The sequence below is a fragment of the Escherichia sp. 10290 genome (genome assembly GCF_030295155.1).
Taxonomy (GTDB): domain Bacteria; phylum Pseudomonadota; class Gammaproteobacteria; order Enterobacterales; family Enterobacteriaceae; genus Escherichia; species Escherichia coli_F.
The window spans coordinates 440,882-466,466 of record NZ_AP025741.1 but is presented as its reverse complement, the minus strand read 5'-3'; the positions used below and the strand labels follow the sequence as shown (position 1 = coordinate 466,466).

Here is a 25,585-nt window from a genome sequence, read left to right as displayed (position 1 = left end):
CCCCCTCACCCCGCCCGATAAAACGGAATATCCCCAAGAATCGTCGCCCGATGCATAATCCGCCGCTGTGGCAGGTAATCCGCATTGGCATAGTGCTGAGTCACGCGGTTATCCCAAATCGCGATATCATTTGGCTGCCAGCGCCAACGTACCTGAAACTCCGGTTTGGTGATATGGGCAAACAAAAAACCTAACAAGGCTTCGCTCTCTTTCTCGCTGACATCAACAATTCGCGTAGTAAAGCCTTCATTCACAAACAGCGCCTGTTTACCGCTCACCGGATGCGTTCGCACCACCGGATGGAGCAACGGCGGATTTTTCGCGACCGCCTCGCGCCAGCGTTGATGCTCCTCCTCCGTTTTGCGGTATTTGTATTCCGGGAACGATTTACGGAAATCATGCTCCGCACGCAGCCCGCTCAACAGCTGGCGGAAGGGAACAGAGAGCGCCTCATAGGCCGCAATGCCGCTGGTCCAGAGCGTATCGCCGCCAGTCGAGGGTAACTCTTTCGCCGCCAGAATCGCCCCTGCGGGTGGCGTTTCAATAAATGTCACATCGGTGTGCCAGTTATCGTTATCCGGCGGATTATCGTTATGAGTATCCAGTACGATGATCTCCTCAACCCCTTCGGCATGAGGGTAAACAGGATGAATATGCAGTTCGCCAAAACGCTGGGCCAGCGCGCGTTGCTGCTGCGGTGTAATGGCTTGTTCACGCACAAATACCACCTGATGGCGCAGTACCGCATGGTAAAGCTGTTCAAACTGGTTATCACTTAACGGGCGCGTCAGGTCGACACCCGAAATTTGTGCACCGATATACGGCCCCAGCGGGGTAATGCTCAGACGTTCACTCATTGTACTTCTCCATGCCAGGGCGTCAGGCGGCGCTGTAACGCGCGCAGACCCAGCTCTAAAAGAAAGGCGATAATCGCAATCACCGCGATCCCCGCCAGCACCACGTCAGTCGCGAGAAACTCACCCGCTGACTGAACCATAAATCCTAAACCGCGCGTTGCAGCAATCAGCTCCGCCGCTACCAGCGTAGACCAGCCCACACCCAGACCAATGCGTAATCCGGTGAGGATTTCCGGCAGCGCGCCGGGTAAAATAACAAACCACAGCACCTGCGCACGGCTGGCACCCAGCGACTGGGCGGCACGAATGCGAACCTGCTGCGCGCTTTTCACCCCCGCCAGCGCCGACATCGCCACCGGTGCAAAAATCGCCAAATAGATCAGTAAGATCTTCGAGGTTTCACCAATACCAAACCAGATCACCATCAGCGGCAAATAAGCCAGCGGCGGCACCGGACGATAAAGCTCGATTACCGGATCGAGAATGCCGCGCACCGTCGGACTTAGCCCCATGGCGATCCCGACCGGAATACCGATCAACACCGCCGCAATTAACGCCAGCACAATGCGCGTCAGGCTGGCGGCCAGATGCTGCCACAGGGTGGCGTCCATAAATCCCTGCGGCCCGGCAATGGTGAGCAGTTTTGCCATTACCTGTTGCGGCGGCGGCAGAAACAGCGGGCTAATCAGTTGCAGCGCCGCCACCGCCCACCATACCGTGAGTAAAACCGCTAACGTGCCAATGCTTAAGGTCACCTGACGCGAGAGCGGCCAGCGCCATTTCAGCCGATGCGAATGCAGTTTTTCATTAATGAGCACACTCATGAGAACGCCTCCCGTTGCTCAAATACGCGGCTTAAAACATATTCGCGCATGGCGATGAATTGTGGATCGGACTTGATGCTGCGGCTCGGTTCCCCGGCAACAAAGCGGCGGGCGAAGTTGAGCGGCAGGCGTTCCAGCACGCGGCCTGGGCCGGGTGAAAGCAGAACCAGTTCAGTCGCCATAAACACCGCTTCTTCTATATCGTGGGTAATCAACAGCACCTGCTTGCCCGTCTCCTGCCAGAGTTTCAGCAGCAGGGTTTGCATCTGGTCGCGGGTGAAGGCGTCCAGCGCGCCAAACGGTTCGTCGAGTAATAACAGCTGGGGATTTGCCGCCAGCGCGCGGGCAATCCCCACCCGCTGACGTTGACCACCGGAAAGCTGCCAGATGTAGCGTTTTTCTGCGCCTTCCAGCCCCACTTTTTTCACCATCTGGTGTGCGATTTCCAGTCGCTGCATTTTCTCTACACCTGCCAGTTGCAGGCCGAACGCCACGTTGTCCTGTACATTGCGCCACGGTAACAGCCCTTCATTCTGAAAAACTACGCCACGCTCTGCTCCCGGTCCCTGAATACCCTTACCCGCCAGTTGAATGCTGCCATGCTGATAAGGCACAAAACCAGCAATCAAATTCAGCAACGTAGTTTTGCCGCAGCCAGACGGCCCCAGCACCACCAGAAGCTCGCCGCTTTCCAGCGTCAGGTTGATATCTTCCAGCGCCGGTTTGCCGCCATAATCGGCATAGAGATGAGAGACTTGCAGCATTTTCGTCTCCTTTTATTGCACAAAGCGTGAGGTAACGTACTGGCTGTAATCCTTCGCCACAGCGGGAACTTTGCCCTGATCTTTCAAAAACTGGGCGGTATCGATGATCGCTTTGTTCACCGGTCCAGTCAGTTCTGCCGTTTGTTGCTGCGGCGTCAGATAGGTGTTTCCTTTAACCAGCCCCGGAACGTCACCTTCCGGCACACCGCTTAAACGCGCCAGTTTGCTGATGTTTTCCGGCTGTTTCAGCCACGCGTCTGGGTTAGCAATGTACGGTTGCTGAGCATCGATGGCGCTTTTAGCGAACGCTTTCACTACCTCAGGATGTTTCTCGGCAAAATCTTTGCGCACTACCCAAACATCCAGCGTTGGCGCGCCCCACTGCCCGACCTGTTCAGAATCGGTCAGCACCTTGCCGTCTTTTTCCAGTGCGTTAACCGCCGGTGCCCAGACATAAGCACCATCAATGTCTCCCCGCTGCCAGGCGGCGATAATCGCAGGCGGCTGCAGGTTCACAATCTCCACTTGCCCGGGTTTAATGCCCCAGTGTTTCAGCGCCGCCAGCAAGCTGTAATGCGTGGTGGAGATAAACGGTACGGCAATGCGTTTGCCAATCAGATCTTCCGGTTTGCTGATGGTTTTCTTCACCACCAGCGCTTCGGAGTTACCCAGTTTTGACGCCAGCAAGAAGACTTCAATCGGCACCTGTTGGCTGGCTGCAACCGCTAATGGGCTGGAACCGAGGTTGCCGATTTGCACATCGCCTGAAGCCAGCGCCCGCACGATGCTGGCTCCGCTGTCAAACTTGCGCCAGTCCACCGTCGCCCCGCTCTCTTTAGCAAAGGTGTTATCAGCCTGAGCTACTTTCGCCGGTTCAGCGGAGGTTTGATAGGCCACGGTGACGTTCACCGCCTGTGCCTGAAAAGCGATGAATGCCAGTGCGGCAAGAAGTGTGTTACGCGATGAAATTGCCATGATTGTCTGCTCCCCTGTCTTGTTATGGGAGCAGTATTTCGTTGCTGGTCAGTTTGATAAAGGAATTAAAACGTCTTGTTAAGAACAAAGCGTTTTTAGAAAAAAACTGGCAATGGTTAGCGAGTTTACGCATTTTGCAGCTTGGGCGAATGTAGCATGCCGATTCACAAACCAGATCAGATGTTCGCGCTCCGGCAAATTATTGCCATTTTGTTACATCCATTCCATATCTGTCGCTGGTTGATTGCCAGCGACGCGCCGTGATGCATGATAGGAGAATGAGATAATAAGAGAAGAAAAGTATGATTAGGGTTGTGCTGGTGGATGACCATGTGGTGGTGCGCTCTGGCTTCGCACAGTTACTCTCTCTGGAAGACGATCTGGAGGTCATTGGTCAGTACAGTTGTGCCGCGCAGGCATGGTCGGCATTAACTCATAATGACGTTAATGTTGCCGTCATTGATATCGCCATGCCGGACGAAAATGGCCTCAGTCTGCTTAAGCGCCTGCGTGCACAAAAACCGCAATTTCGCGCCATTATTCTTAGCATTTATGACGCGCCCACCTTTGTGCAAAGCGCGCTGGATGCCGGTGCCAGCGGCTATTTGACCAAACGCTGTGGGCCGGAAGAGTTAGTACAGGCGGTGCGCTCGGTCGGGCTGGGCGGGCATTATCTCTGTGCCGATGCAATTCGGGCTTTACGCGGCGGCGGGCAACCTGCCCAGGCGCTGGAAATTCTCACCCCACGAGAACGTGAAGTGTTTGATTTACTGGTCAAAGGAGACAGCGTTAAAGAGATCGCCTTTAAACTCGAACTCAGTCATAAAACGGTACATGTGCATCGCGCCAATGTGCTGGGAAAACTGAACTGCCATAGCACCATTGAACTGGTACATTTTGCGCTCGACCACCATCTGCTGGCGGGGCATTAATGTCGCGTAACCTTCGTCATTGGGTGATTTCGCTGTTTATTGTGCTGGCCTGGGGAAGCGGCTGGCTGATGTTGTGGACGCTCAGCTTTTATCTGACCAATAACGGTCAACAGGCAGTGTTATTTCTGCCGCACGGAGTTTACCTCGCTCTTCTTATTTTGCTCTCTCGCCGTTACTGGCCTGCGTTGGTGCACCCCCCTTTGCTGATGATGTTCTGGCTGCACAGCGAGCAACTGTTGAACGGCTATCTCATGCTGGCAACGCCGGTTATTAGCCTGCTTCCTGCCATCCTTGCACAAAACGTCTGGCACCGTTTTCCACTTTACTGGCAGCGTCTGACGTTGCTGTTAGCCTCAGTAACAGCAGCTTCATTGCTGAATACAGCCATGCTAACCCCTTTTATGTCAGGCCCAATAATGCTGCCCGGTCTGACCTCATTTACCGGCAGCGTATTGTTGACGCCGTTTGTCTATCTCATCTTTGAGTTTCTGCGCCAGCAGCATCGCTATCAGCTTCTGAGACTCGATACGCATAATCCCCCCTTGCGAACCTCTTTAATCATCTGGTGTAGCCTATTTTTTATTATTGGTATCGGCACCCAGATGGTGTTGTCGCCTGAAATCGAACGCCTGCTGCTGATCGTGGTATTTCTACCCAATGTGGTCATGGCCTGGAAATTTGGCTGGCAAGGTGGCGTACTCTCGGGGCTTTTGGGCAGCATGATGATCACTATTGCCCGCCAGATTGGCGTGGGCTTTAGTAACCTGGTGGAACTGGAGATTTTTCTCGCAACCCAGGCATTGCTGGGAATTGGCCTGGGCATTGCCATCAGTCGCCAGCAACATCTGGCGCTAAACCTGCATCATTACCGTCAGCGACTGGAGGCAGAACTGGCAGCACGGCGGGCATTGGCTGAAAAGCTGATCCACACCGAGGAAGACACGCGTAAAAGCCTGGCTCGCGAGCTGCACGACGAAATCGGTCAGAACATTACCGCCATTCAGATCCAGTCGCAACTGGTGACGCGGGCACGCGATCCGGCGCAAGTTCATTCCGCAGCTAGCCAAATCAACGAACTCGCCCGCCGCATTCATCTCTCCACCCGCCAGTTGCTGCGCCAGTTGCGGCCACCCGCGCTTGATGAACTGACATTCCGCGAAGCATTACTTCATCTGATTAATGAATTTGCCTTTAGTGAACGCGGCATTCATTGCCAGTTTACCTATCAACTAACCACCACGCCAGAAAACGAAACGGTTCGCTTTACACTGTATCGGTTATTGCAGGAGTTACTCAATAACGTCTGTAAACACGCCGAAGCCAGCGAAGTGACGATTATTCTGCGCCAGCAGGGAGAGATATTGCACCTGGAGGTCAGCGACAACGGTATAGGAATCGCCAGCGGGAAAATGACCGGATTTGGCATTCAGGGGATGCGTGAACGCGTCAGTGCCCTGGGCGGCGACTTAACGCTCGAAAAACATAACGGTACGCGGGTAATTGTTAACCTGCCCACATTTTTGCAACAAATCGCCGGATAACCAGGAAAAAGTCTTAGGCATCCCGGATTTTCTCTCATCCTCTTTCACTTTCATTTTCATATAGTCAGCAACATGGAGACGACCATGCACGCGCGTTCAGCGAGAGAGATTAATCAATGCTACCGGACATTACGTCCGCGATTGCTGATGTGCATGATTATTGGCTACGCCGCATTTTATCTGACGCGAAAAAGCGTGAATTACGTCCTTCCGGCGCTGCAAACCGACCTCGGACTGGATAAAGGCGACATTGGCCTGCTGGGTTCGCTGTTTTATCTCAGCTACGGATTGTCGAAATTTACCGCCGGACTGTGGCATGACAGCCACGGACAACGCGGTTTTATGGGCGTCGGCTTGTTCGCCACTGGGCTATTGAACGTGGTGTTTGCCTTTGGCGAATCACTTACGCTTCTGCTTGTGGTCTGGACACTGAACGGATTTTTTCAAGGCTGGGGGTGGCCACCGTGTGCCCGCTTACTGACCCATTGGTACTCCCGTAATGAACGTGGTTTCTGGTGGGGCTGCTGGAATATGTCGATCAACATTGGCGGAGCGATTATTCCGCTGATTAGCGCCTTTGCCGCCCACTGGTGGGGCTGGCAGGCCGCGATGCTGACACCGGGGATTATCAGCATGGCATTAGGGATCTGGTTAACGCTACAGCTTAAAGGCACCCCCCAGGAAGAGGGATTACCGACGGTGGGTCAGTGGCGTCACGATCCGCTGGAATTACGTCAGGAACAACAAAGTCCGCCGATGGGGCTGTGGCAAATGTTGCGCACCACAATGCTGCAAAATCCGATGATCTGGCTGCTGGGTGTCTCTTATGTACTGGTTTATGTGATCCGGATTGCGTTAAACGACTGGGGCAATATCTGGCTGACGGAAAGCCACGGCGTCAACCTACTCAGCGCCAACGCCACGGTAATGCTGTTTGAAGTGGGCGGCTTACTCGGCGCGTTATTTGCCGGATGGGGTTCGGATTTGCTGTTTAGCGGGCAGCGAGCCCCCATGATTTTGCTGTTTACCCTGGGGTTGATGGTTTCGGTCGCTGCACTCTGGTTGGCACCGGTTCATCACTATGCCCTTCTGGCTGTGTGCTTTTTTACTGTGGGCTTTTTTGTCTTTGGCCCGCAAATGCTGATTGGACTTGCGGCAGTGGAATGTGGACACAAAGCTGCGGCGGGTTCAATCACCGGATTTCTCGGTCTGTTCGCCTATCTCGGTGCGGCGCTGGCAGGCTGGCCATTGTCGCTGGTTATCGAACGCTACGGCTGGTCAGGAATGTTCAGTTTACTCTCGGTCGCCGCAGTACTTATGGGTTTACTGCTGATGCCGTTACTGATGGCGGGCATCACCACCACTCACGCTCGAAGGATAAAACAATGAAAATGCCCCTTACCTCTACTCTGATTGCTTCTGCCGTTGCGCTGGCAACCTTAACGGGTGCCGCACAAGCGAAAGGTCGACTGGTGGTCTATTGCAGCGCCACCAATGAAATGTGTGAGACCGAAACCAAAGCGTTTGGCGAGAAATATGATGTGAAAACCTCGTTTATCCGCAACGGCTCCGGTAGCACCCTGGCAAAAGTCGATGCTGAAAAGAAAAACCCACAGGCTGACGTCTGGTACGGCGGCACCTTAGACCCGCAGTCGCAGGCCGGCGAGATGGGTCTGTTACAGGCATATAAATCGCCTAACCTTGAACAGATCATGGAAAAATTCCGCGATCCGGCAAAAGTGAAAGGAAACCTTTCCTCCGCCGTTTATGTGGGGATCCTCGGGTTTGGCGTCAACACAGAGCGTCTGAAAGAGAAAAACCTGCCTGTGCCGAAGTGCTGGAAAGATCTCACCAAACCTGAATATAAAGGCGAAATTCAGATTGCCGATCCACAAAGTTCCGGTACCGCCTACACCGCGCTGGCTACCTTTGCGCAGCTGTGGGGGGAAGATCAGGCCTTTGATTATCTAAAACAACTTAACACCAACGTCTCCCAGTACACCAAATCAGGCATTGCCCCGGCACGTAACGCCGCCCGCGGCGAAACGGCGATTGGTATTGGTTTCCTGCATGACTACTCGCTGGAAAAAGAACAGGGCGCACCACTGGAGTTGATTTCCCCGTGTGAAGGTACGGGCTACGAAATTGGCGGCGTCAGCATTCTGAAAGGCGCGCGCAACCTCGACAACGCCAAACTGTTTGTGGACTGGGTATTATCAAAAGAAGCTCAGGAACTGGCGTGGAAGAAAGGGAAGTCTTATCAGATCCTGACCAATACCACCGCCGAAACGTCGCCAAATTCGCTGAAGCTCGACGACCTGAAATTAATCAACTACGACATGGATAAATACGGTTCCACGGATGTTCGTAAGGCATTGATTAATAAATGGGTCAGCGAAGTGAAGATGGGTAAATAAACCCGCATTGCGTGCATTTGCCGGGCGCAGCACAAACGCCTGCCCCGGCCAACCATACCGGAACTGCTATGTCACAGACACTTGCACTCCATCCCGTGAAAAAGCGGGATGCGATTTTCCTTTGGGTTTTGCTGGGCTGGCTGGCATTTATCCTGTTGCCGAGCTGGAGTCTCGATTATGGTCTGCTGGAGTCCACGAGTGATGAGATCCTCGAGGCGTACAGCTGGTCGCATTTTAATATCAGCTGGCTGTGGTATTTACTCCCGAGTTTGCTGCTGGTTCGCCCGTTTAATGAGGCCAAACGCGAGCAGCGTAGCCGTCATTATTTTGATGCCGGCTGGGCATTGCTTTGTTTAGCGTTTATGGTCATCAGTGCCACCATCGTTGGCCGCGGTCTAGGCTACGCCGCCATCGTGCTGTTTATCGAATTAAGCGCGATAATGACGCTGGCCTTAACCCGCCTCGAATGGCTGGGTGGCGACCGCTTTGTGATCGGCTCGCTGATTGCGATTGTGGCGCTGATTGGCATTTTTATCGTCTGGCCGAGCATCGCCATTTTTATCCCGATGTTCACCAACGACGCGGGAGGGTTCGCCCCACTGGCGTTTATGAATGTGCTCTCGCAGGCACATATTGTTCAGGTGATCGTCAACTCCATCGTCTTATCGATAGCGGTGGGTATTGGCTGTACTTTCTTCGGTCTGGTGCTGGCGATATATACCACGCGCATCGCCAAACGCAGCGCCGTAATCGGCCGCATCTTTTCCATTCTGCCAATTGTCACGCCACCGTTTGTGGTCGGCTTAGGCGTTACGCTCATGATGGGGCGCTCCGGCTACATAACGGAATTTATGGTGGAGTGGTTTGGGCTGACCAACACCAACTGGCTGTATGGTTTTACCGGGATCTGGCTGGCACAGGTCCTGGCATTCACGCCAATGGCTTTTATGATCCTTGATGGGGCCATTAAAACCATTCATCCCTCGCTGGAAGAGGCCTCCTACACCCTGCGTGCCAGCCGCTGGCAAACCTTTAACGGCGTGTTTGTGCCGTTGCTAAAGCCCGCGCTCGCCAATGCCTTTTTAATCGTCGTGGTACAGTCACTGGCTGATTTCAGTAACCCGCTGGTGCTTGGCGGCAACTTCGACGTACTGGCGACGCAAATTTACTTCTACATTACCGGCTCGCAGCTGGATTATCAGGCCGCCAGCACCCTTGGCGCTTTCCTGCTGCTGTTCTCGCTACTGGTGTTCTGCGTCCAGTATATGTGGATTGGTAAACGCTCTTACGTCACGGTTTCCGGAAAGTCCTACCGCGGCGATGTCCAGCCACTACCGGTCACCCTGGTGTGGAGCGTGGTCGCCATACTTGCGATATGGATTGTCTTTAACGCCCTGCTCTATGGCAGCATTTTCTACGGCAGCTTCACCGTGAACTGGGGCGTAGACTACACCCTAACGCTGGATAACTTTATCAAGTTATTTGGTCAGGGGATGAGCGACGGCGCGTGGCCTTCACTGTTAGATACCTTGCTCTACGCCGGGATTGCCGCACCCATTACCGCTATCTTTGGCCTGCTCATCGCCTGGGTGGTGGTGCGCCAACAATTCAAAGGCAAAAAGACCATCGAGTTCACCACCATGTTGTGCTTTGCCGTACCGGGTACGGTGGCGGGCGTCTCGTATATTCTCGCCTTTAACAGCGCTCCGGTTTATCTCACCGGAACGGCGGCAATTGTGATTATCTCGATGGTGATGCGTAACGTTCCGGTGGGTATTCGCGCCGGGATTGCGGGTCTGGGGCAGATCGACAAATCGCTGGATGAAGCCTCACTTAGCCTGCGTGCGGGTTCCCTGCGAACCATTACGCACATTTTACTGCCGTTGTTACGCCCAGCTATTCTCTCGGCCCTGATTTACAGCTTTGTGCGGGCTATCACGACGGTCAGCGCCATCGTCTTTCTCGTCACGCCGGACACACGCGTGGCAACCGCCTACATCCTTAACCGCGTAGAAGACGGCGAATATGGCGTAGCCATCGCCTACGGTTCGATTCTGATCGTGGTGATGCTGGCGATTATTTTCCTCTTTGACTGGCTGATCGGTGAAGCACGTATTTCCCGTTCTAAAGCCAAAAACCAGGCGTAATGGAGCGCACTATGAGTCAGAAAAATTTTGTGGAACTGCGCAACGTCACTAAACGATTCGGCAGTAATACGGTTATCGACAATATCAATCTCACCATCCCACAAGGGCAAATGGTGACGCTGCTCGGTCCTTCCGGATGCGGCAAAACCACCATTCTGCGTCTGGTTGCCGGGCTGGAAAAACCGAGCGAAGGGCAAATTTTTATAGATGGCGAAGATGTCACGCATCGTTCCATTCAGCAACGCGATATCTGCATGGTGTTTCAGTCATACGCTCTGTTCCCACATATGTCGCTGGGCGAAAACGTTGGCTATGGGCTGAAAATGCTTGGCGTGTCGCGTAGTGAAGTGAAGCAGCGGGTGAAAGATGCGCTAGCAATGGTGGATCTGGAAGGATTCGAAGACCGCTATGTCGACCAGATTTCCGGTGGTCAGCAACAGCGTGTGGCTCTGGCCCGTGCGTTGATCCTTAAGCCTAAAGTGCTGCTGTTTGATGAGCCGTTAAGTAACCTCGATGCCAACCTGCGTCGCAGCATGCGCGATAAAATCCGCGAGCTGCAAAAGCAATTTAACATCACTTCGCTCTATGTGACTCACGATCAAAGTGAAGCTTTCGCGGTGTCCGACACCGTGTTGGTGATGAATAAAGGTCACATCATGCAGATTGGTTCACCGCAGGATCTCTATCGTCAGCCCGCCTCCCGCTTTATGGCAAGTTTTATGGGCGACGCCAACCTGTTCCCGGCGAACTTTAGCGAAGAGTATGTCGATATCTACGGTTATCGCCTGCCGCGCGCGGCGCATTTCCCGGCGCAAGGTAGCGGCACCGTCGGCGTTCGCCCGGAAGCCATCACCTTAAGCAATCACGGCGAAGAGAGTCAGCGTTGTGTTATTCGCCATGTCGCCTACATGGGGCCGCAGTACGAAGTGACCGTAGAATGGCATGGTCAGGAGATTTTATTGCAAGTCAACGCCACCCGTTTACAGCCCGATATTGGTGAGCACTATTACCTCGAAATCCATCCTTACGGGATGTTTGTTTTAGCGGATGCGGCATAAAAATAGCAGATAAACGGTCCCAACCTGTCTTGAGGGACCGTTCACCTGTTTAAACGTCGGACAACAATTATTCTCCGGCGTTATATACTATAGGGGGGTATGCATTGACATATAGCATACCCCCCTATAGTATATTGCGTGCAGATGATGAGGTGCGAAATGCCCAGTACTCCGGAAGAGAAGAAAAAGGTCCTTACTCGAGTTCGTCGTATTCGGGGGCAAATTGATGCTCTGGAACGGTCGCTGGAGGGTGATGCCGAATGCCGTGCCATACTCCAACAGATCGCTGCCGTTCGGGGCGCGGCTAACGGGCTGATGGCAGAAGTGCTTGAAAGCCATATCCGGGAAACGTTTGACCGAAATGACTGCTACAGCCGCGAAGTCAGCCAATCCGTTGACGACACTATTGAACTGGTTCGTGCCTATCTTAAATAGCTGAATCTATTACCATATTGAGGAAGAGCGAGAGATGAAATCACGTGCTGCCGTTGCATTTGCTCCCGGTAAACCGCTGGAAATCGTTGAAATTGACGTTGCACCACCGAAAAAAGGTGAAGTGCTGATTAAAGTCACCCATACCGGCGTTTGCCATACCGACGCATTTACCCTCTCCGGCGATGACCCGGAAGGTGTATTCCCGGTAGTTCTCGGTCACGAAGGGGCCGGCGTTGTGGTTGAAGTCGGTGAAGGCGTAACCAGCGTCAAACCTGGCGACCATGTGATCCCGCTTTATACCGCAGAGTGCGGCGAGTGTGAGTTCTGTCGTTCCGGCAAAACTAACCTCTGCGTCGCAGTTCGCGAGACTCAGGGCAAAGGCCTGATGCCAGACGGCACCACCCGTTTTTCTTACAACGGGCAGCCGCTGTATCACTACATGGGATGCTCTACATTCAGTGAATACACCGTGGTTGCGGAAGTGTCTCTGGCCAAAATTAATCCAGAAGCAAACCATGAACACGTCTGCCTGCTGGGCTGTGGCGTGACCACTGGCATTGGCGCAGTGCACAACACCGCTAAAGTCCAGCCAGGTGATTCTGTTGCCGTGTTTGGTCTTGGCGCGATTGGTCTGGCAGTAGTTCAGGGGGCTCGTCAGGCGAAGGCGGGACGGATTATCGCTATCGACACTAACCCGAAGAAATTCGATCTGGCGCGTCGTTTCGGTGCTACCGACTGCATTAACCCGAATGACTACGACAAACCGATTAAAGATGTCCTGCTGGATATCAACAAATGGGGTATCGACCATACCTTTGAATGCATCGGTAACGTCAACGTGATGCGTGCGGCGCTGGAAAGTGCGCACCGCGGCTGGGGTCAGTCGGTGATCATCGGGGTCGCGGGTTCCGGTCAGGAAATCTCCACCCGTCCATTCCAGTTGGTCACCGGTCGCGTATGGAAAGGTTCCGCGTTTGGCGGCGTGAAAGGTCGTTCCCAGTTACCGGGTATGGTTGAAGATGCGATGAAAGGCGATATCGATCTGGAACCGTTTGTCACGCATACCATGAGCCTGGATGAAATTAATGACGCCTTCGACCTGATGCATGAAGGCAAATCCATTCGAACCGTAATTCGTTACTGATTTCCCGCTGATTTCGCCCCGTCCAGTTCAGACGGGGTTCTCAATACCGTCCCCGGGCAGCCGTCCGGGGATTAACCGTGAGATAATGACTGATGGAACTCATTGAAAAACATGCCAGCTTTGGCGGCTGGCAAAATGTGTATCGGCATTATTCCCAATCACTGAAATGTGAAATGAATGTCGGCGTCTATCTCCCACCAAAAGCCGGGAATGAAAAATTGCCGGTACTGTACTGGCTTTCGGGCCTGACCTGTAACGAGCAGAATTTCATTACTAAATCGGGGATGCAACGTTACGCGGCTGAGCACAACATTATTGTTGTTGCGCCAGACACCAGTCCGCGAGGCAGTCATGTCGCAGATGCCGACCGTTACGATCTCGGACAAGGTGCCGGGTTTTACCTGAACGCAACGCAAGCGCCGTGGAATGAACATTACAAAATGTATGATTATATCCACAACGAGCTGCCGGATTTAGTGATGCAACATTTTCCGGCAACGGAAAGAAAGTCAATCGCGGGTCATTCAATGGGCGGGCTGGGCGCGCTGGTGCTGGCGTTACGTAACCCAGATGAATATGTCAGCGTCTCGGCGTTTTCGCCCATTGTCTCCCCATCGCAAGTACCGTGGGGACAGCAAGCCTTTACCGCATATCTTGGTGAAAATAAAGATGCCTGGTTGGATTACGATCCGGTGAGTCTTATTTCACAAGGTCAACGCGTTGCGGAAATCATGGTTGATCAGGGGTTGAGTGATGATTTTTACGCAGAACAGCTGCGGACTCCAAATCTTGAAAAGATCTGCCAGGAGATGAATATCAAAACGTTAATCCGTTATCACGAGGGTTATGATCACAGCTATTATTTTGTCTCCAGTTTTATTGGCGAGCATATTGCCTACCACGCCAATAAACTGAATATGCGTTGAGCATCCGCGCACGCCAGCCGGATGCGGCGTGAACGCCTTATCCGGCCTACATTTCGCCCATGAGCCGTAGGCATGATAAGACGCGCAAAGCATCGCATCAGGCATCTGTGCACGGCTTATCGATGATTACCACATCAAATCATCAGGCACTTTAAAGTCGGCATACGGATCGTCTTCATCCTGCTCTTCGGCGCTGAGCGCGCTGTGCAACACAATACTGCTGGCGTCACGCTGAGCAATTTTATCGGCAACGCTGGCGGGAATAATGGCGTATTCACCTTCGCTATTGTTATCGACCAACAAGCGGGCAATCGCCAGACGACCATTAATCAACTGCGTTTGTGTGAGCTTATCGACAAAAATCTTCTTAATCAGATTGCTATCGGTAAAGTTAAAACCGATATCGCCATTGGCAATGGTGATCCGGTTCATTTCAATAAGCTGCTTCACCTGAGCTTTATATTCTTTCGCCAGTGCCGCTTGTTTTTGCTGCTCGCTAAGCTGTTTATCACGCTCAAGCTGTGCCTTTTTATTTTCTTCTACCGCCGCCCGAGCCTCACGCGCCTGAACGCGCGATTTTTTCGCCGTTCTCTCGACCTTCGCCGCTTTTTTGCTGGTGACTAATCCTGCTTTGAGCAACTGCTCTTGTAAGGTAAGTTTTGCCATCTTTGTTTCCAAACCCGCTGAATAATTTTTAGCGAGTATACCTGTAAACGCCGTGGGTGTATTGGGGGGCAAGTCCCTTTCGCCCCGGCTTAATAAGGCGCGTCAGGCATCAGCGCACGGCTGCATTCGTGATTTTCGACTCATCAAAATAAACACCGCTAATCCAGCAACAAGAATACCCGGCGCAGATGCGGCCATTACGCCAACCGTGCCAGTGCCTAATGCCAGCATTTTCCCTGCCAGCAACGGGCCGCTCATGGCACCCAGACGCCCAATCGCCACGGCGGTTCCCACGCCGGTTGCGCGGATCTGCGAACTGTAAAACAACGGAGCCAATGCATACAAAACGCTTTGCCCACCTGTTGCAAACAACCCTGCGACGAATCCCGCCAGCAACATACCGTTAAATGATGACACCGTTCCCAGCGCTAACAGCGAAGCTAACATACCGCTATAAATCAGTAGCGACATGGTCATTGGACGCAGTTTATCCATCAGTGCGCCCAATATTAACGTCCCGCTTGCCGCCCCCATTTGTAGTGCAAACATCACCCCTGCCGCCTGCGATGGCTGGAATCCTTGTTCCACTAAAAGCAGCGGTAGCCAGTTGATCAACATGTAGACCACCAGCAAAGTGAAGAAATAACACAACCACAGCAGCAGCGTTGCGGTTGCCGTGTCGGGCGCAAATAACGCACGCAGCGGCGGCGCGGCCTGTTTTTCGCCAGCGAACACCGCCGACTCCGGCAGCCAGCGCATTAACAGTGGCACCAGAATCAACGGCACCACACCACCTACCCAAAACACCGTTTGCCAGGCTAAGTTTGCCCCGGCAAAACCCAGTGTCGCCGCCAGCGCCGCGCCAATGGGAACCCCGCAATACATCAGGCTCACCGCCGTTCCACGAAAACGTGGCCCCGCCGCTTCAGACGTCAGGGCGATAAGATTCGGCAACGCCGCCCCCAGCCCGACACCGGTCATTAGCCGCGCAAAGACCAGTGAGGGGAAATCCCAGGCAATAGCCGTTGCCAGCGAGAACAAACCAAACAGCGCAACTGAACCAATCAAAATGCGTTTACGACCATAACGGTCCGCCAGCATTCCGCCAACCAGCGCGCCGGGTAGCAAACCGAGTATTCCGGCACTGAATATCCAGCCCATTTGCATTTTATCGAGTGCAAAAGCCTGGGCGATGCCACCCGCCGCAATGCCAGCCGCCTGAAGATCCAGTCCTTCCATCAGAGCGACTAAAAAACAAAGCCCGATGGTCAGCATCAGGCGGGATGAAGATGATGAAGGGGTACGAGTCGACATAAGATGAACCTCGTTGCGAATGCAGGTGAATCGCGGCTGATACATTGCCAGCCGCGTAATCAAAACCATTTAATGACTGCCTACGGACGAAAGTAGGCCGGATAAGGCGTTTATGCCGCATCCGGCTGTCGTGCGCCATTGCCTGATTCGACGCTGACGCGTCTTATCATGCCTACAAATTCCCGCGCCATCCGTAGGCCGGATAAGACGTTTACGCCGCATCCGGCAGTCGTGCACAGATGCCTGATGCGACGCTGACGCGTCTTATCATGCCTACAAATTCCCGCGCCATCCGTAGGCCGGATAAGGCGTTTATGCCGCATCCGGCAGTCGTGCGCCATTGCCTGATGCGACGCTGACGCGTCTTATCAGGCCTGGGATGGGTATACAAAATGCACGTTGCCAGCAGTCAACATGATTTGTTGTTGCACAGATCCAGCGCCACGTCGACGATCATATCCTCCTGGCCGCCGACCATCCGGCGTTTACCCAGCTCAACGAGAATATCCACCGCGCTTAAACCATAACGCGCCGCCGCCGTTTCACAGTGACGCAAAAAGCTTGAGTAAACACCAGCGTATCCCAGCGCCAGCGTTTCGCGGTCGACACGTACCGGACGATCCTGCAACGGACGCACCAGGTCGTCAGCGGCATCCATTAACGCATAGAGATCGGTCCCATGCTGCCAGCCCAGTTTATCCGCGGCGGCAATAAACACTTCCAGCGGTGCGTTACCTGCACCCGCGCCCATCCCCGCGAGGCTGGCGTCAATGCGGTCACAGCCCTCTTCCACCGCCGCGATAGAGTTCGCCACGCCAAGACTCAAGTTATGGTGAGCATGCATGCCGGTTTGCGTTTCCGGTTTGAGCACCGCTTTCAGGGCGCGGAAACGGTCACGGATATCGCTCATGTTCATCGCACCGCCAGAATCCACCACATAAATACAGGTCGCACCGTAGCCTTCCATCAGCTTTGCCTGTTTTGCGAGATTCTCTGGCGTGGTCATGTGGCTCATCATCAGAAAGCCAACGGTATCCATTCCGAGTTCGCGGGCATACTGAATATGCTGAGCGGAAACATCAGCTTCGGTGCAGTGCGTAGCCACACGAACCACCCGCGCGCCAGCCTGCCAGGCATTTTTCAGATCGTGAATAGTGCCAATTCCTGGCAGCAACAATGTCGCGATTTTGGCGTGCTTCACCACATCCGCCGCAGCTTCAATCCATTCAAGGTCGCTATGCGCACCGAAACCATAGTTAAAGCTGGAACCCTGCAAACCATCCCCATGGGCCACTTCAATCGAATCCACGCGGGCATCATCCAGTGCTTTGGCAATCTGGCGGACATTTTCAAGTGAATACTGATGACGAATGGCGTGCATACCGTCACGCAACGTGACGTCTGAAATATAAAGTTTTTTACCGTTCATGCCGCTTCTCCTGCCTTGCGCGCCAGTGACTGGGCCATTTTTTCTGCTGTCGCCAGCGCACTGGAAGTCATAATGTCGAGGTTGCCTGCGTAGGCAGGCAGATAATGCGCTGCGCCTTCGACCTCCAGCCAGACCGCCGTTTTCAGCCCAGAGAACTGACCAATGCCCGGTAAATTAACCGGTTTATCCTGCGGGATAACTTCAAACTGCACGCGCTGTTTCAGGCGATATCCCGGTACGTAAGCCTGCACCGCCTCAGCTATTTCATTGATTGAGGCTTCGATATCATCTTGTGAAGCTTCATCGCTCAATACATACACCGTGTCGCGCATCATCAACGGCGGCTCTGCCGGATTAAGCACAATAATCGCCTTCCCTTTTGCCGCGCCGCCTACGACTTCAATGGCTCGCGAGGTGGTCTCCGTAAATTCATCGATATTGGCACGCGTGCCAGGGCCAGCAGATTTACTGGCGATAGAAGCGATGATTTCGGCGTAATGAACACGCGCCACGCGTGAAACCGCCGCTACCATCGGAATGGTGGCCTGGCCGCCGCAGGTGACCATGTTGACGTTCAATTGATCGACGTTTGCGTCGAGATTAACGACCGGCACGCAGTAAGGGCCGATGGCAGCTGGCGTCAGGTCGATTAAGCGAATATCCGGTTTCGCTTCGCGCAAAGCGGCATCGTTTTTCACATGTGCGCCCGCGCTGGTCGCATCAAACACTATATCGATATCAGCAAATTCAGGCATGTTCATCAGCCCAATCACCCCTTCATGGGTGGTAGCGACGCCCATACGTCTGGCACGCGCCAGACCGTCGGACTGAGGATCAATGCCGACCATCACCGCCATCTCCAGATGCTGACCGTGACGCAAAATTTTAATCATCAGGTCGGTGCCAATGTTGCCAGAACCGATAATGGCGACTTTACGCTTACTCATGACAGACTTCCTTTTAGGGCTGCGTTTGAAAATGTCGCAGCAACTGAACCTATGCCTTCGATATGGGCTTCAAAACAATCGCCCGCATTTACCGCCACCATCGGACCTAATGCCCCGGTAAGAATGATATCTCCGGCGCGCAGCGGTTCACCCAGGCTGGCCATTTTGCGTGCCAGCCAGACGGCGGCATTAAGTGGATGCCCCAGACATTCGCTGCCGCGCCCGCTGGAAACCTCTTCGTTATTACGCGTCATCGTCATAGTGCAGTTTTTCAGATCTAACCCTGCCGGACGTTGCGCCGGACCACCGATGACATATACCCCACAGGAGGCGTTATCTGCCACGGTATCGACAAACTGAATCGACCAGTCGCGAATGCGGCTGCCCACCACCTCCAGCGCCGGAAGCACCCATTCAATGGCGTTATACAGTTCGTCGAAGGTAATATCCGTTGCGGGTAAATCGCGGTTTAGCACCAGTGCGATCTCTGCTTCAATACGAGGTTGCAGAACACGGGAAAAAGGAATGGTTTCGTTATCGCCATAACACATGTCGGCAAATAATGTTCCGAAATCCGGTTGATCAACCCCCAGTTGTTGCTGCACTTTCGGATGCGTCAGTCCCACTTTACGCCCCACAACGCGACGCCCCAGCGCGACGTCATGTTGCACATTTATGTGCTGAATGCTGTAGGCCGCTTCAGCGTTATCAATACCAATCAGATCGCGCAGCGGCGCAATCGCTTCGCCCTGCTCTGCGGCGCGGCGTAAATCCGCCGCCAGTTGCTCAAGAGTATGCTTCGTCATGACCGTTCCTTAAGGACGTGCGAGGAAATTCAGTACCAGTTGATTGAAAGCGTCGGCATGTTCCCACTGCGCCCAGTGACCACAGTCGCGGAAGATATGCAGCTCAGAACCGGCGATGCCAGAAAGCAGACGCAGCCCTGCGTCCATCGGCACAAAACGGTCGTTACGCCCCCAGACAATCAGAGTTTGCGCTTTGATTTCCGCCAGACGTGGGCCAAAATCCGGGAACTGTTTCGGATTGGCTTCCAGGCTCTTAACGAAGTTTTCCAGGTGATCGCGACGCGACAGCATATTATTCAGGCGCGCTTCAAACAGGGCGTCAGTCAAATCGCTGGTATCGAAAACGAAGATATCCATCATCAGCTTCAGATTTTCGATAGTCGGCTGGCGATAAAGCTGATTCAGTCGCTTAATGCCTTCAGTTGGCATCGGCGTAAACAAACTCATGCCACCTGTACCGCCGCCCATCAGCACCAGTTTGCCGACGCGCTCCGGCCAGTTAAGGGTGAACGCCACAGAACTGTGGCCGCCCATCGAGTTGCCCAGCAGGTGGATTTTGGCGATATCCAGTTGATCCACCACGCTTTTCAGGATGCGCGCATTGAGATCCGATCGCGAACCACTGTTAACGATCGAATCGCTCTTACCCCAACCAGGACAATCCAGCAGGATCACCCGATAACCAGCTTCTACCAGCGGATCGATATTGCGGCTGAAGTTCGCCCAGCCCGTAGCCCCCGGGCCGGAGCCGTGCAGCAGGACAACGGTTTCGTCGCCTTGACCGCAGTCATTAAAATGGATGCGCAGCGTTTTACCCGCTTCTTCTACATTCAGAAAACAGCTGGTGGCGGCTTCGGTTTGTGGCTGATAACTCATCATCTTCTCCTGCATATTCAGTTCTCTGTTCTGGCGCTTAACGAGCCAAATCCGGCAATCCACTCCGGGATCGGGCGGTAATAACGCCCTTCGCTACGCCAGTTGCCAAACGCAGAAATAGCGGCAAAAGCAGCGACCCAGGTTTTGATTTCATGTGTCGACTTTCCTGCAATGGCGGAAAGCTCTTCGTTACTGACGGCATCCAGTTCCTGTATGCGTCCCTGCTCCAGCAAAGACATGAACTGGTTATCCCAAATCGGGTTGAGCGGATGCAGAGTTCTCTGATCCTCAACAAACCTCTCAGCGGCGCTAATCACCCGTTGCTGGCGCATTTCGCGCTCATTGGCGGGCAAATCTTTCCCGCTACCCAACAGACGATCGCGCATATGGGCATCCGCTTTCGCCAGTTCTGGCACCGGCGGCTGATGGGAAAGCCCACCGGAACCCAGGAACAGCACGCGCTTATTCAGCGTACTGGTGAAACGTCCAATGGCTTCACCCAACATGCGGGTACGCTGAAAACCAGGTAGCGGCATGGCGACACCGTTGATGAATACAGGCAGGACCGGCACCTTATCCAGCCCACCGAGCAAGAACTCCAGCGGCTGGGCGAACCCATGATCCACCTGCATACAGTAAGAAACGGCAAGATCAATCCCGCTCTTCATGACGGCATGCGCACAAGCCTCCGCCAACTCCACAGGCACAGGAAGCTCTCCTGCCGCACTGCCGAAATCGCCAATTGCCGTCGCCCCAACGCCTAAACAGAAGGGTGGCATCACGTCATAGAAAAAACCGTTGTAATGATCTGGCGCAAACAGCACCACCAGTTCAGGGGAGAAGGCCGCAATACGCTCGCGGGCACTGGCAATCACGCCATTGACCTCATCAAGTATCTCTTGCGCCGGGTCGACATACCCTACCAGCGGCGAGTGGGAAAGACAGTGAAGATAAGCGTGCATATCAGGCTACCTTTTCGACAGAAACGTCGACATCAGGGCGGTTGAGTGTCATCACGGACGCCAGTTTATTCAGCGTATTACCCAGAGTTTGCGGAATGGCGATGGCGGCAACAAAGCGATCCGGGCGCATCACCACCAGCGAAGCATTATGTTGTGCGAACCAGCTACGCAGGCGACCTTGCGTATCGCCCACGCGCAGCACGCCGTCGTAGTTATCCTGCGCGGTATGAATTTGCACATCCGGCACCACCTGAATGAAGCGAGTACCCAGCGCGCGCCATTGCTGGATTTGCTCATCGCTCATCCCCCACAGTGGATTGCATCCCCAGCCAATTACCGCGAAGTTCGCGCCGATCGCGTTATCGAGCAACGTCACGTCGCCGTTTTCCAGCGTGACTTTCGGCTGAATAAACATCTTGCCGACCGGAGAGTGCTTCGCTTCGCCTTCACGCACCAGCGCACCGGCGTAATATTGCGGCATCGGCTTGAAGCGCATTTCGAGAAAGTAGCGTTTTACTGGCGGTAGATAATTCAGCAGCCAGGAAACACCGTCACGTAACGTACCCTGCCAGCGTTTCGGCGGAGCCAGTACGTTGCCCGCCGTCACCGACAGATCAATCATCGCTTTGGCGTGATCGCGACGTTCTTGTTGATAGGTATCGAGCAGCGCATCGCGAGCTTTCCCCTGGATAACCAACGCCAGTTTCCAGGCGAGGTTAAAGGCGTCGCGCATACCACTGTTATAGCCCTGCCCCTGCCACACCGGCATGATATGTGCGGCATCGCCCGCCAGCAGTACGCGGTCAATACGAAAACGTTGTGCCAGTCGCGCGTTGTGGGTGTAGACACGCTGGCGAATCAACTCGACGTTGTCCGGATTAGGCAGCACTTTGCTTAACAGCTTGCGCATATTTTGCGGCTCGCGGAGCTGTTCTTCGGTTTCGCCCGGCATCACCATAAATTCAAAGCGACGTACCGCATGAGGCAGAGCCGCAGAAACATACGGGCGCACCGGATCGCAACACAAATAGATATGCGGCGTACTTAACGGATCGTTGGCGATATCCACCACAATCCACTGATTTGGTGCGGTTTTACCTTCAAACGGCACATTCAGGGTGCGCCGGACAAAACTTGCTCCACCGTCACAGGCTACCAGCCACTGGGCTTTGACCGTTTCCCGCTGCCCTTCTGCCGTTTTCAGATACAAGGTCACTTCGTCATCTTGCTGGCTAAAGGCCTCCAGCTCGCGGGAAAACAGGCAGCGCACATTCGGAAACCGCGATAACCCTTCCAGCATCACCGCATCGACCTGCGGCTGAATAAAGGCGTTACGACGCGGCCAGCCAAATTCATCGGTCATTGGCTGAATATCAGCAAAACAGCGGCCTTTTGGGGTAAGAAAACGCATCGCATGCCACGGCGTAGTGTGCGGCAGAACATTATCGACAAGGCCAACCGACTGCATGGTGCGCAGCGCCTCGTCATCAATTCCAATCGCGCGTGGATAGTCGATCAACTTATCGAGTTTCTCCACCACCAGCACGTCAATGCCCATCTGGCCGAGATAGTTCGCCATCATCAGCCCGACCGGACCGGCACCAGCGATCGCCACCTGAACGCAATGGTTAACAGCAGGCTGGATGTCAGGGTGTTGTATTGCCATTTCAGTACCTCACGACTCGGAAAAAATGCCGTTGCGCGCACAGTTCAACGCAACTTATTTTGTTAAAAACATGTGAATGATTTTTTATTGTGCGCTCAGTATAGGAAGGGTGTTTTCGGCTACAATCGAAACATGCCTGAGTGTGCACCAAGTGCACAACGTTGTTTTAACTATAGAAATGTCAATTAATATGCAGAAAGATGAGCAGACGGAATACAAAACCGTGCGCGGCTTAACCCGCGGTCTAATGTTATTAAATATGTTAAATAAACTCGATGGCGGTGCCAGCGTCGGGCTGCTGGCGGAGCTCAGCGGCCTGCATCGCACCACTGTGCGGCGACTGCTGGAAACGCTGCAGGAAGAGGGATATGTCCGGCGCAGTCCCTCCGATGACAGTTTTCGTCTGACCATCAAAGTGCGGCAATTAAGCGAAGGATTTCGTGACGAACAATGGATTTCTGCACTGGCAGCCCCGCTGCTGGGCGATCTGTTGCGCGAAGTGGTATGGCCGACAGATGTGTCCACGCTGGATGTTGATGCAATGGTGGTACGCGAAACCACCCACCGTTTCAGCCGTTTATCCTTTCACCGGGCAATGGTCGGGCGACGTTTACCGCTTCTGAAAACCGCCTCGGGCCTGACCTGGCTGGCCTTTTGCCCGGAACAAGAACGCAAGGAGTTAATCGAAATGTTAGCCGCCCGCTCCGGTGATGACTATCAGCTGGCACGGGAGCCGTTAAAGCTGGAAGCCATTCTGGCGCGCGCACGCAAAGAGGGTTACGGACAGAACTATCGTGGCTGGGATCAGGAAGAGAAGATCGCCTCCATTGCCGTGCCCCTACGCAGTGAACAACGGGTGATTGGCTGTCTGAATCTGGTGTATATGGCGAGCGCAATGACCATCGAACAGGCAGCGGAAAAGCATCTTCCGGCGCTACAACGGGTAGCAAAACAGATCGAAGAAGGGGTTGAATCGCAGGCTATTCTGGTGGCCGGACGGCGAAGCGGCGTGCATTTACGCTAGTTGCGCCAATGTGTAATTTGGCCCATTCTCATCGTTATTCGCCCATTTGCCCACATGCACAGTACGGGCTGCACGCTACGCTAATGCCATCAATACTGTGATGTGGAGCAAATCATGAAAATTACTCAAATTCGTAATGCCACCCAAATTATCCAATACGCTGGCAAAACATTTCTTATTGACCCGTTACTCGCGCCTAAAGGAAGTTATCCGGGTTTTGCCGGAACGGCACGCGCAGAAATCCGCAATCCAACGGTAGAATTACCGTGCGATTTAACAACGTTACTCAACGTTGACGCCCTAATAGTGACCCATTTGCATGAAGATCACTGGGACGAAACAGCCTCCCGCGTCGTCCCCAAAGATAAACTGATTTATGTGCAAAATGAGCAAGATGCTGAATCACTGCATAAACAAGGATTTACGCATCTTACCGTACTTGCCGACGAGACTAAATTTGGCGATATTACTCTGCATAAAACGACAGGGCAGCACGGCTCCGATCGCACCTATGCAGACCCGGCTATGGCGAAGCGTTTAGGCGCAGCCTGCGGCGTTGTTTTCCAGCACCCGACAGAGAAAACGCTCTATCTGGCTGGCGATACCCTCTGGCGTGATGACGTCGAGGCTACAATGCTAACTTTCCAACCAGAAGTGGTGGTGTTGAATGCCGGATTTGCGCATGTTCTGGGGCATGGCGCGATAATTATGGGAGCTGAAGATATTCTCAAAACACATTTTACCCTGCCAGAAGCGCAAATTGTCGCGACACATATGGAGGCCGTAAACCACTGTTTGCTGACGCGTGATGCGCTCAAGGAATACGCCAGAGATAATCAAATTATCGAATTTGTGAACGTACCAGAAGATGGTGAAACGTTGACATTCTAATTCGGAGATAAAGAGTGTTATGCGCCCGCTAACTGTTGCCATTATCGCCGTTGCCGGTTTTAGTCCTTTTCACCTTTCCGTACCGTTTATCGTGTTTAGCGAAAAAATGGCGGAGAAAAAACGCTTTCATGTAATTATCTGCGCTGAAAAGCCGGGAAATGTGGACTCTGCCGATGGGTTTTCCGTAACCGCCACCCATGACTATACGGCAGTCATCCAGGCGGATATTGTGATAATTCCTTACTGGGGAACAATTACACAAAAACCGCCACAAAAACTGCTGGAAGCCTTAACGACCGCACGAGATAACGGGGCACAGATTGTCGGGCTTTGCCTGGGCACGTTTGTGCTCGGCTATGCAGGTTTACTGAACAATAAGCGTGCTGCCACGCACTGGGAGTTCGAGCGTGAATTTCAGGCACGTTTTCCACAAACACATCTGGATATTAACGCGTTGTATGTAGACGATGATGGCATTATTACCTCTGCCGGTACTGCCGCGGCGCTGGATTGCTGTTTGTATATTGTTCGGCAACATTTTGGCAGCGACTATGCTAACCATATTGCCCGACGGATGGTCGTACCGCCATATCGCACCGGCGGTCAGGCGCAGTTTATAGAGCAACCGGTGCCGAAAAATACCCATGATGAACGCATTAACCTCCTGCTGGATTACCTGCGGCAAAACATTGCGCAACAGCATGATCTCGACTCGCTGGCTCAGCGAGTAATGATGAGTCGCCGCACACTAACCCGTCATTTTATGAAAGCGACCGGTTCGAGTATCGCCGAATGGCTCATCACTGAACGCTTACGCCGTAGCCAGGAACTGTTGGGATCCAGTCAGTTGCCCGTTGAGCGGATAGCGGCTGAGGTGGGTTTTCTCTCACCTGTGACCTGGCGTCAGCATTTTAAATCTCACTTCGGCGTCAGCCCCGCAGAATGGCGCAAAACCTTTCGTGGTATGGCATGATAGCGCCCGGA

General features: G+C 53.6%; 24 protein-coding genes. 12 read left to right on the top strand and 12 right to left on the bottom strand.

Annotation, left to right across the window (positions count from 1 at the left end; all coding sequences use genetic code 11):
• Positions 1–5: 5 nt before the first annotated feature.
• From tauD to tauA, 4 genes are read right to left on the bottom strand one after another with little or no spacing between them, the layout of a single operon-like run.
• Positions 6–857 carry a taurine dioxygenase gene (gene tauD / locus QUE74_RS02240; RefSeq protein ID WP_000004061.1) on the bottom strand — a complete coding sequence of 284 codons (852 nt, stop codon included), beginning with the start codon at positions 855–857 and terminating at the stop codon, positions 6–8.
• Entirely contained in the window at positions 854–1,681 is an 828-nt protein-coding gene (gene tauC, locus QUE74_RS02235; protein WP_000114588.1) for a taurine ABC transporter permease TauC, read from the bottom strand. The genes tauD and tauC overlap by 4 nt, the downstream gene beginning before the upstream one ends.
• Positions 1,678–2,445, bottom strand: a complete 768-nt coding sequence (tauB, locus tag QUE74_RS02230; RefSeq protein WP_000942292.1) for a taurine ABC transporter ATP-binding subunit — start codon at positions 2,443–2,445, stop codon at positions 1,678–1,680. The genes tauC and tauB overlap by 4 nt, the downstream gene beginning before the upstream one ends.
• A 12-nt stretch (positions 2,446–2,457) precedes the next feature.
• Positions 2,458–3,420: a taurine ABC transporter substrate-binding protein gene (gene tauA, locus QUE74_RS02225; protein WP_001018414.1), complete on the bottom strand. Its 963-nt coding sequence runs from the start codon at positions 3,418–3,420 to the stop codon at positions 2,458–2,460.
• A 302-nt stretch (positions 3,421–3,722) separates the two neighbouring features.
• Between tauA and QUE74_RS02220 the strand changes: the two genes are divergently transcribed.
• From QUE74_RS02220 to fghA, 9 genes are all read left to right on the top strand, one after another.
• Positions 3,723–4,352, top strand: a complete 630-nt coding sequence (locus tag QUE74_RS02220; RefSeq protein WP_000621909.1) for a response regulator transcription factor — start codon at positions 3,723–3,725, stop codon at positions 4,350–4,352.
• Positions 4,352–5,893, top strand: coding sequence for an MASE1 domain-containing sensor histidine kinase (locus tag QUE74_RS02215; protein WP_000089294.1), 1,542 nt, complete (start codon positions 4,352–4,354; stop codon positions 5,891–5,893). The genes QUE74_RS02220 and QUE74_RS02215 overlap by 1 nt, the downstream gene beginning before the upstream one ends.
• A gap of 72 nt (positions 5,894–5,965) precedes the next feature.
• The gene (gene uhpC, locus QUE74_RS02210; RefSeq protein ID WP_072157011.1) at positions 5,966–7,282 is read left to right on the top strand and encodes an MFS transporter family glucose-6-phosphate receptor UhpC; all 1,317 of its coding nucleotides are present in this window, start codon (positions 5,966–5,968) and stop codon (positions 7,280–7,282) included.
• Positions 7,279–8,310, top strand: coding sequence for an ABC transporter substrate-binding protein (locus QUE74_RS02205; RefSeq protein ID WP_000783756.1), 1,032 nt, complete (start codon positions 7,279–7,281; stop codon positions 8,308–8,310). The genes uhpC and QUE74_RS02205 overlap by 4 nt, the downstream gene beginning before the upstream one ends.
• A 68-nt stretch (positions 8,311–8,378) precedes the next feature.
• Entirely contained in the window at positions 8,379–10,457 is a 2,079-nt protein-coding gene (locus QUE74_RS02200) for an ABC transporter permease (protein ID WP_000084160.1), read from the top strand.
• An 11-nt stretch (positions 10,458–10,468) separates the two neighbouring features.
• Positions 10,469–11,515 (top strand): ferric ABC transporter ATP-binding protein, encoded by a 1,047-nt coding sequence (gene fbpC / locus QUE74_RS02195; protein WP_000078830.1) that lies wholly within the window; start codon positions 10,469–10,471, stop codon positions 11,513–11,515.
• A gap of 159 nt (positions 11,516–11,674) precedes the next feature.
• Positions 11,675–11,950 (top strand): formaldehyde-responsive transcriptional repressor FrmR, encoded by a 276-nt coding sequence (gene frmR / locus QUE74_RS02190; protein WP_001141271.1) that lies wholly within the window; start codon positions 11,675–11,677, stop codon positions 11,948–11,950.
• 34 nt (positions 11,951–11,984) lie between these two features.
• Positions 11,985–13,094, top strand: a complete 1,110-nt coding sequence (gene frmA / locus QUE74_RS02185; RefSeq protein WP_000842102.1) for an S-(hydroxymethyl)glutathione dehydrogenase — start codon at positions 11,985–11,987, stop codon at positions 13,092–13,094.
• A gap of 92 nt (positions 13,095–13,186) precedes the next feature.
• A complete protein-coding gene (gene fghA / locus QUE74_RS02180) occupies positions 13,187–14,020 on the top strand; it encodes an S-formylglutathione hydrolase (RefSeq protein WP_000419073.1) in 834 nt (277 codons plus the stop codon).
• A 126-nt stretch (positions 14,021–14,146) separates the two neighbouring features.
• Here the strand turns inward: fghA and QUE74_RS02175 are convergent, their stop codons facing one another.
• The 8 genes from QUE74_RS02175 to QUE74_RS02140 all read right to left on the bottom strand — a co-directional run bounded on the left by QUE74_RS02175 (position 14,147) and on the right by QUE74_RS02140 (position 22,686).
• Positions 14,147–14,686, bottom strand: a complete 540-nt coding sequence (locus QUE74_RS02175; protein ID WP_001096714.1) for a DUF2058 domain-containing protein — start codon at positions 14,684–14,686, stop codon at positions 14,147–14,149.
• Positions 14,687–14,788: 102 nt separating this feature from the next.
• A complete protein-coding gene (gene mhpT / locus QUE74_RS02170) occupies positions 14,789–16,000 on the bottom strand; it encodes a 3-(3-hydroxy-phenyl)propionate transporter MhpT (protein ID WP_001355160.1) in 1,212 nt (403 codons plus the stop codon).
• Between the two features lie 409 nt (positions 16,001–16,409).
• On the bottom strand, positions 16,410–17,429 hold the full coding sequence (gene mhpE, locus QUE74_RS02165; RefSeq protein ID WP_001013506.1) for a 4-hydroxy-2-oxovalerate aldolase: 1,020 nt from the start codon (positions 17,427–17,429) through the stop codon (positions 16,410–16,412).
• Entirely contained in the window at positions 17,426–18,376 is a 951-nt protein-coding gene (mhpF, locus tag QUE74_RS02160) for an acetaldehyde dehydrogenase (RefSeq protein WP_000044305.1), read from the bottom strand. Before mhpF ends, mhpE begins: the two co-directional genes overlap by 4 nt.
• Positions 18,373–19,182: a 2-keto-4-pentenoate hydratase gene (gene mhpD / locus QUE74_RS02155; protein ID WP_000160738.1), complete on the bottom strand. Its 810-nt coding sequence runs from the start codon at positions 19,180–19,182 to the stop codon at positions 18,373–18,375. The genes mhpF and mhpD overlap by 4 nt, the downstream gene beginning before the upstream one ends.
• A 9-nt stretch (positions 19,183–19,191) precedes the next feature.
• Positions 19,192–20,058, bottom strand: coding sequence for a 2-hydroxy-6-oxonona-2,4-dienedioate hydrolase (gene mhpC / locus QUE74_RS02150; RefSeq protein WP_000121878.1), 867 nt, complete (start codon positions 20,056–20,058; stop codon positions 19,192–19,194).
• A 17-nt stretch (positions 20,059–20,075) separates the two neighbouring features.
• On the bottom strand, positions 20,076–21,020 hold the full coding sequence (gene mhpB / locus QUE74_RS02145; protein WP_000543448.1) for a 2,3-dihydroxyphenylpropionate/2,3-dihydroxicinnamic acid 1,2-dioxygenase: 945 nt from the start codon (positions 21,018–21,020) through the stop codon (positions 20,076–20,078).
• Position 21,021: 1 nt separating this feature from the next.
• Positions 21,022–22,686 carry a bifunctional 3-(3-hydroxy-phenyl)propionate/3-hydroxycinnamic acid hydroxylase gene (locus QUE74_RS02140; RefSeq protein WP_001007398.1) on the bottom strand — a complete coding sequence of 555 codons (1,665 nt, stop codon included), beginning with the start codon at positions 22,684–22,686 and terminating at the stop codon, positions 21,022–21,024.
• Positions 22,687–22,876: 190 nt separating this feature from the next.
• Between QUE74_RS02140 and QUE74_RS02135 the strand changes: the two genes are divergently transcribed.
• From QUE74_RS02135 to ovrA, 3 genes are all read left to right on the top strand, one after another.
• Positions 22,877–23,710 (top strand): DNA-binding transcriptional regulator, encoded by an 834-nt coding sequence (locus tag QUE74_RS02135; RefSeq protein ID WP_001168074.1) that lies wholly within the window; start codon positions 22,877–22,879, stop codon positions 23,708–23,710.
• A gap of 114 nt (positions 23,711–23,824) precedes the next feature.
• Complete coding sequence (locus tag QUE74_RS02130; protein WP_000705451.1) at positions 23,825–24,601, top strand: MBL fold metallo-hydrolase; 777 nt, start codon at positions 23,825–23,827, stop codon at positions 24,599–24,601.
• Between the two features lie 19 nt (positions 24,602–24,620).
• A complete protein-coding gene (ovrA, locus tag QUE74_RS02125; RefSeq protein ID WP_001247700.1) occupies positions 24,621–25,574 on the top strand; it encodes an OI-19-encoded virulence regulator OvrA in 954 nt (317 codons plus the stop codon).
• The last annotated feature ends 11 nt before the right edge of the window (positions 25,575–25,585 follow it).

Bases quoted from the DNA above. Each gene is read 5' to 3' on its own strand.
- tauD (WP_000004061.1), bottom strand. From the start codon at position 857: ATGAGTGAACGTCTGAGCATTACCCCGCTGGGGCCGTATATCGGTGCA.
- tauC (WP_000114588.1), bottom strand. From the start codon at position 1,681: ATGAGTGTGCTCATTAATGAAAAACTGCATTCGCATCGGCTGAAATGG.
- tauB (WP_000942292.1), bottom strand. From the start codon at position 2,445: ATGCTGCAAGTCTCTCATCTCTATGCCGATTATGGCGGCAAACCGGCG.
- tauA (WP_001018414.1), bottom strand. From the start codon at position 3,420: ATGGCAATTTCATCGCGTAACACACTTCTTGCCGCACTGGCATTCATC.
- QUE74_RS02220 (WP_000621909.1), top strand. From the start codon at position 3,723: ATGATTAGGGTTGTGCTGGTGGATGACCATGTGGTGGTGCGCTCTGGC.
- QUE74_RS02215 (WP_000089294.1), top strand. From the start codon at position 4,352: ATGTCGCGTAACCTTCGTCATTGGGTGATTTCGCTGTTTATTGTGCTG.
- uhpC (WP_072157011.1), top strand. From the start codon at position 5,966: ATGGAGACGACCATGCACGCGCGTTCAGCGAGAGAGATTAATCAATGC.
- QUE74_RS02205 (WP_000783756.1), top strand. From the start codon at position 7,279: ATGAAAATGCCCCTTACCTCTACTCTGATTGCTTCTGCCGTTGCGCTG.
- QUE74_RS02200 (WP_000084160.1), top strand. From the start codon at position 8,379: ATGTCACAGACACTTGCACTCCATCCCGTGAAAAAGCGGGATGCGATT.
- fbpC (WP_000078830.1), top strand. From the start codon at position 10,469: ATGAGTCAGAAAAATTTTGTGGAACTGCGCAACGTCACTAAACGATTC.
- frmR (WP_001141271.1), top strand. From the start codon at position 11,675: ATGCCCAGTACTCCGGAAGAGAAGAAAAAGGTCCTTACTCGAGTTCGT.
- frmA (WP_000842102.1), top strand. From the start codon at position 11,985: ATGAAATCACGTGCTGCCGTTGCATTTGCTCCCGGTAAACCGCTGGAA.
- fghA (WP_000419073.1), top strand. From the start codon at position 13,187: ATGGAACTCATTGAAAAACATGCCAGCTTTGGCGGCTGGCAAAATGTG.
- QUE74_RS02175 (WP_001096714.1), bottom strand. From the start codon at position 14,686: ATGGCAAAACTTACCTTACAAGAGCAGTTGCTCAAAGCAGGATTAGTC.
- mhpT (WP_001355160.1), bottom strand. From the start codon at position 16,000: ATGTCGACTCGTACCCCTTCATCATCTTCATCCCGCCTGATGCTGACC.
- mhpE (WP_001013506.1), bottom strand. From the start codon at position 17,429: ATGAACGGTAAAAAACTTTATATTTCAGACGTCACGTTGCGTGACGGT.
- mhpF (WP_000044305.1), bottom strand. From the start codon at position 18,376: ATGAGTAAGCGTAAAGTCGCCATTATCGGTTCTGGCAACATTGGCACC.
- mhpD (WP_000160738.1), bottom strand. From the start codon at position 19,182: ATGACGAAGCATACTCTTGAGCAACTGGCGGCGGATTTACGCCGCGCC.
- mhpC (WP_000121878.1), bottom strand. From the start codon at position 20,058: ATGAGTTATCAGCCACAAACCGAAGCCGCCACCAGCTGTTTTCTGAAT.
- mhpB (WP_000543448.1), bottom strand. From the start codon at position 21,020: ATGCACGCTTATCTTCACTGTCTTTCCCACTCGCCGCTGGTAGGGTAT.
- QUE74_RS02140 (WP_001007398.1), bottom strand. From the start codon at position 22,686: ATGGCAATACAACACCCTGACATCCAGCCTGCTGTTAACCATTGCGTT.
- QUE74_RS02135 (WP_001168074.1), top strand. From the start codon at position 22,877: ATGCAGAAAGATGAGCAGACGGAATACAAAACCGTGCGCGGCTTAACC.
- QUE74_RS02130 (WP_000705451.1), top strand. From the start codon at position 23,825: ATGAAAATTACTCAAATTCGTAATGCCACCCAAATTATCCAATACGCT.
- ovrA (WP_001247700.1), top strand. From the start codon at position 24,621: ATGCGCCCGCTAACTGTTGCCATTATCGCCGTTGCCGGTTTTAGTCCT.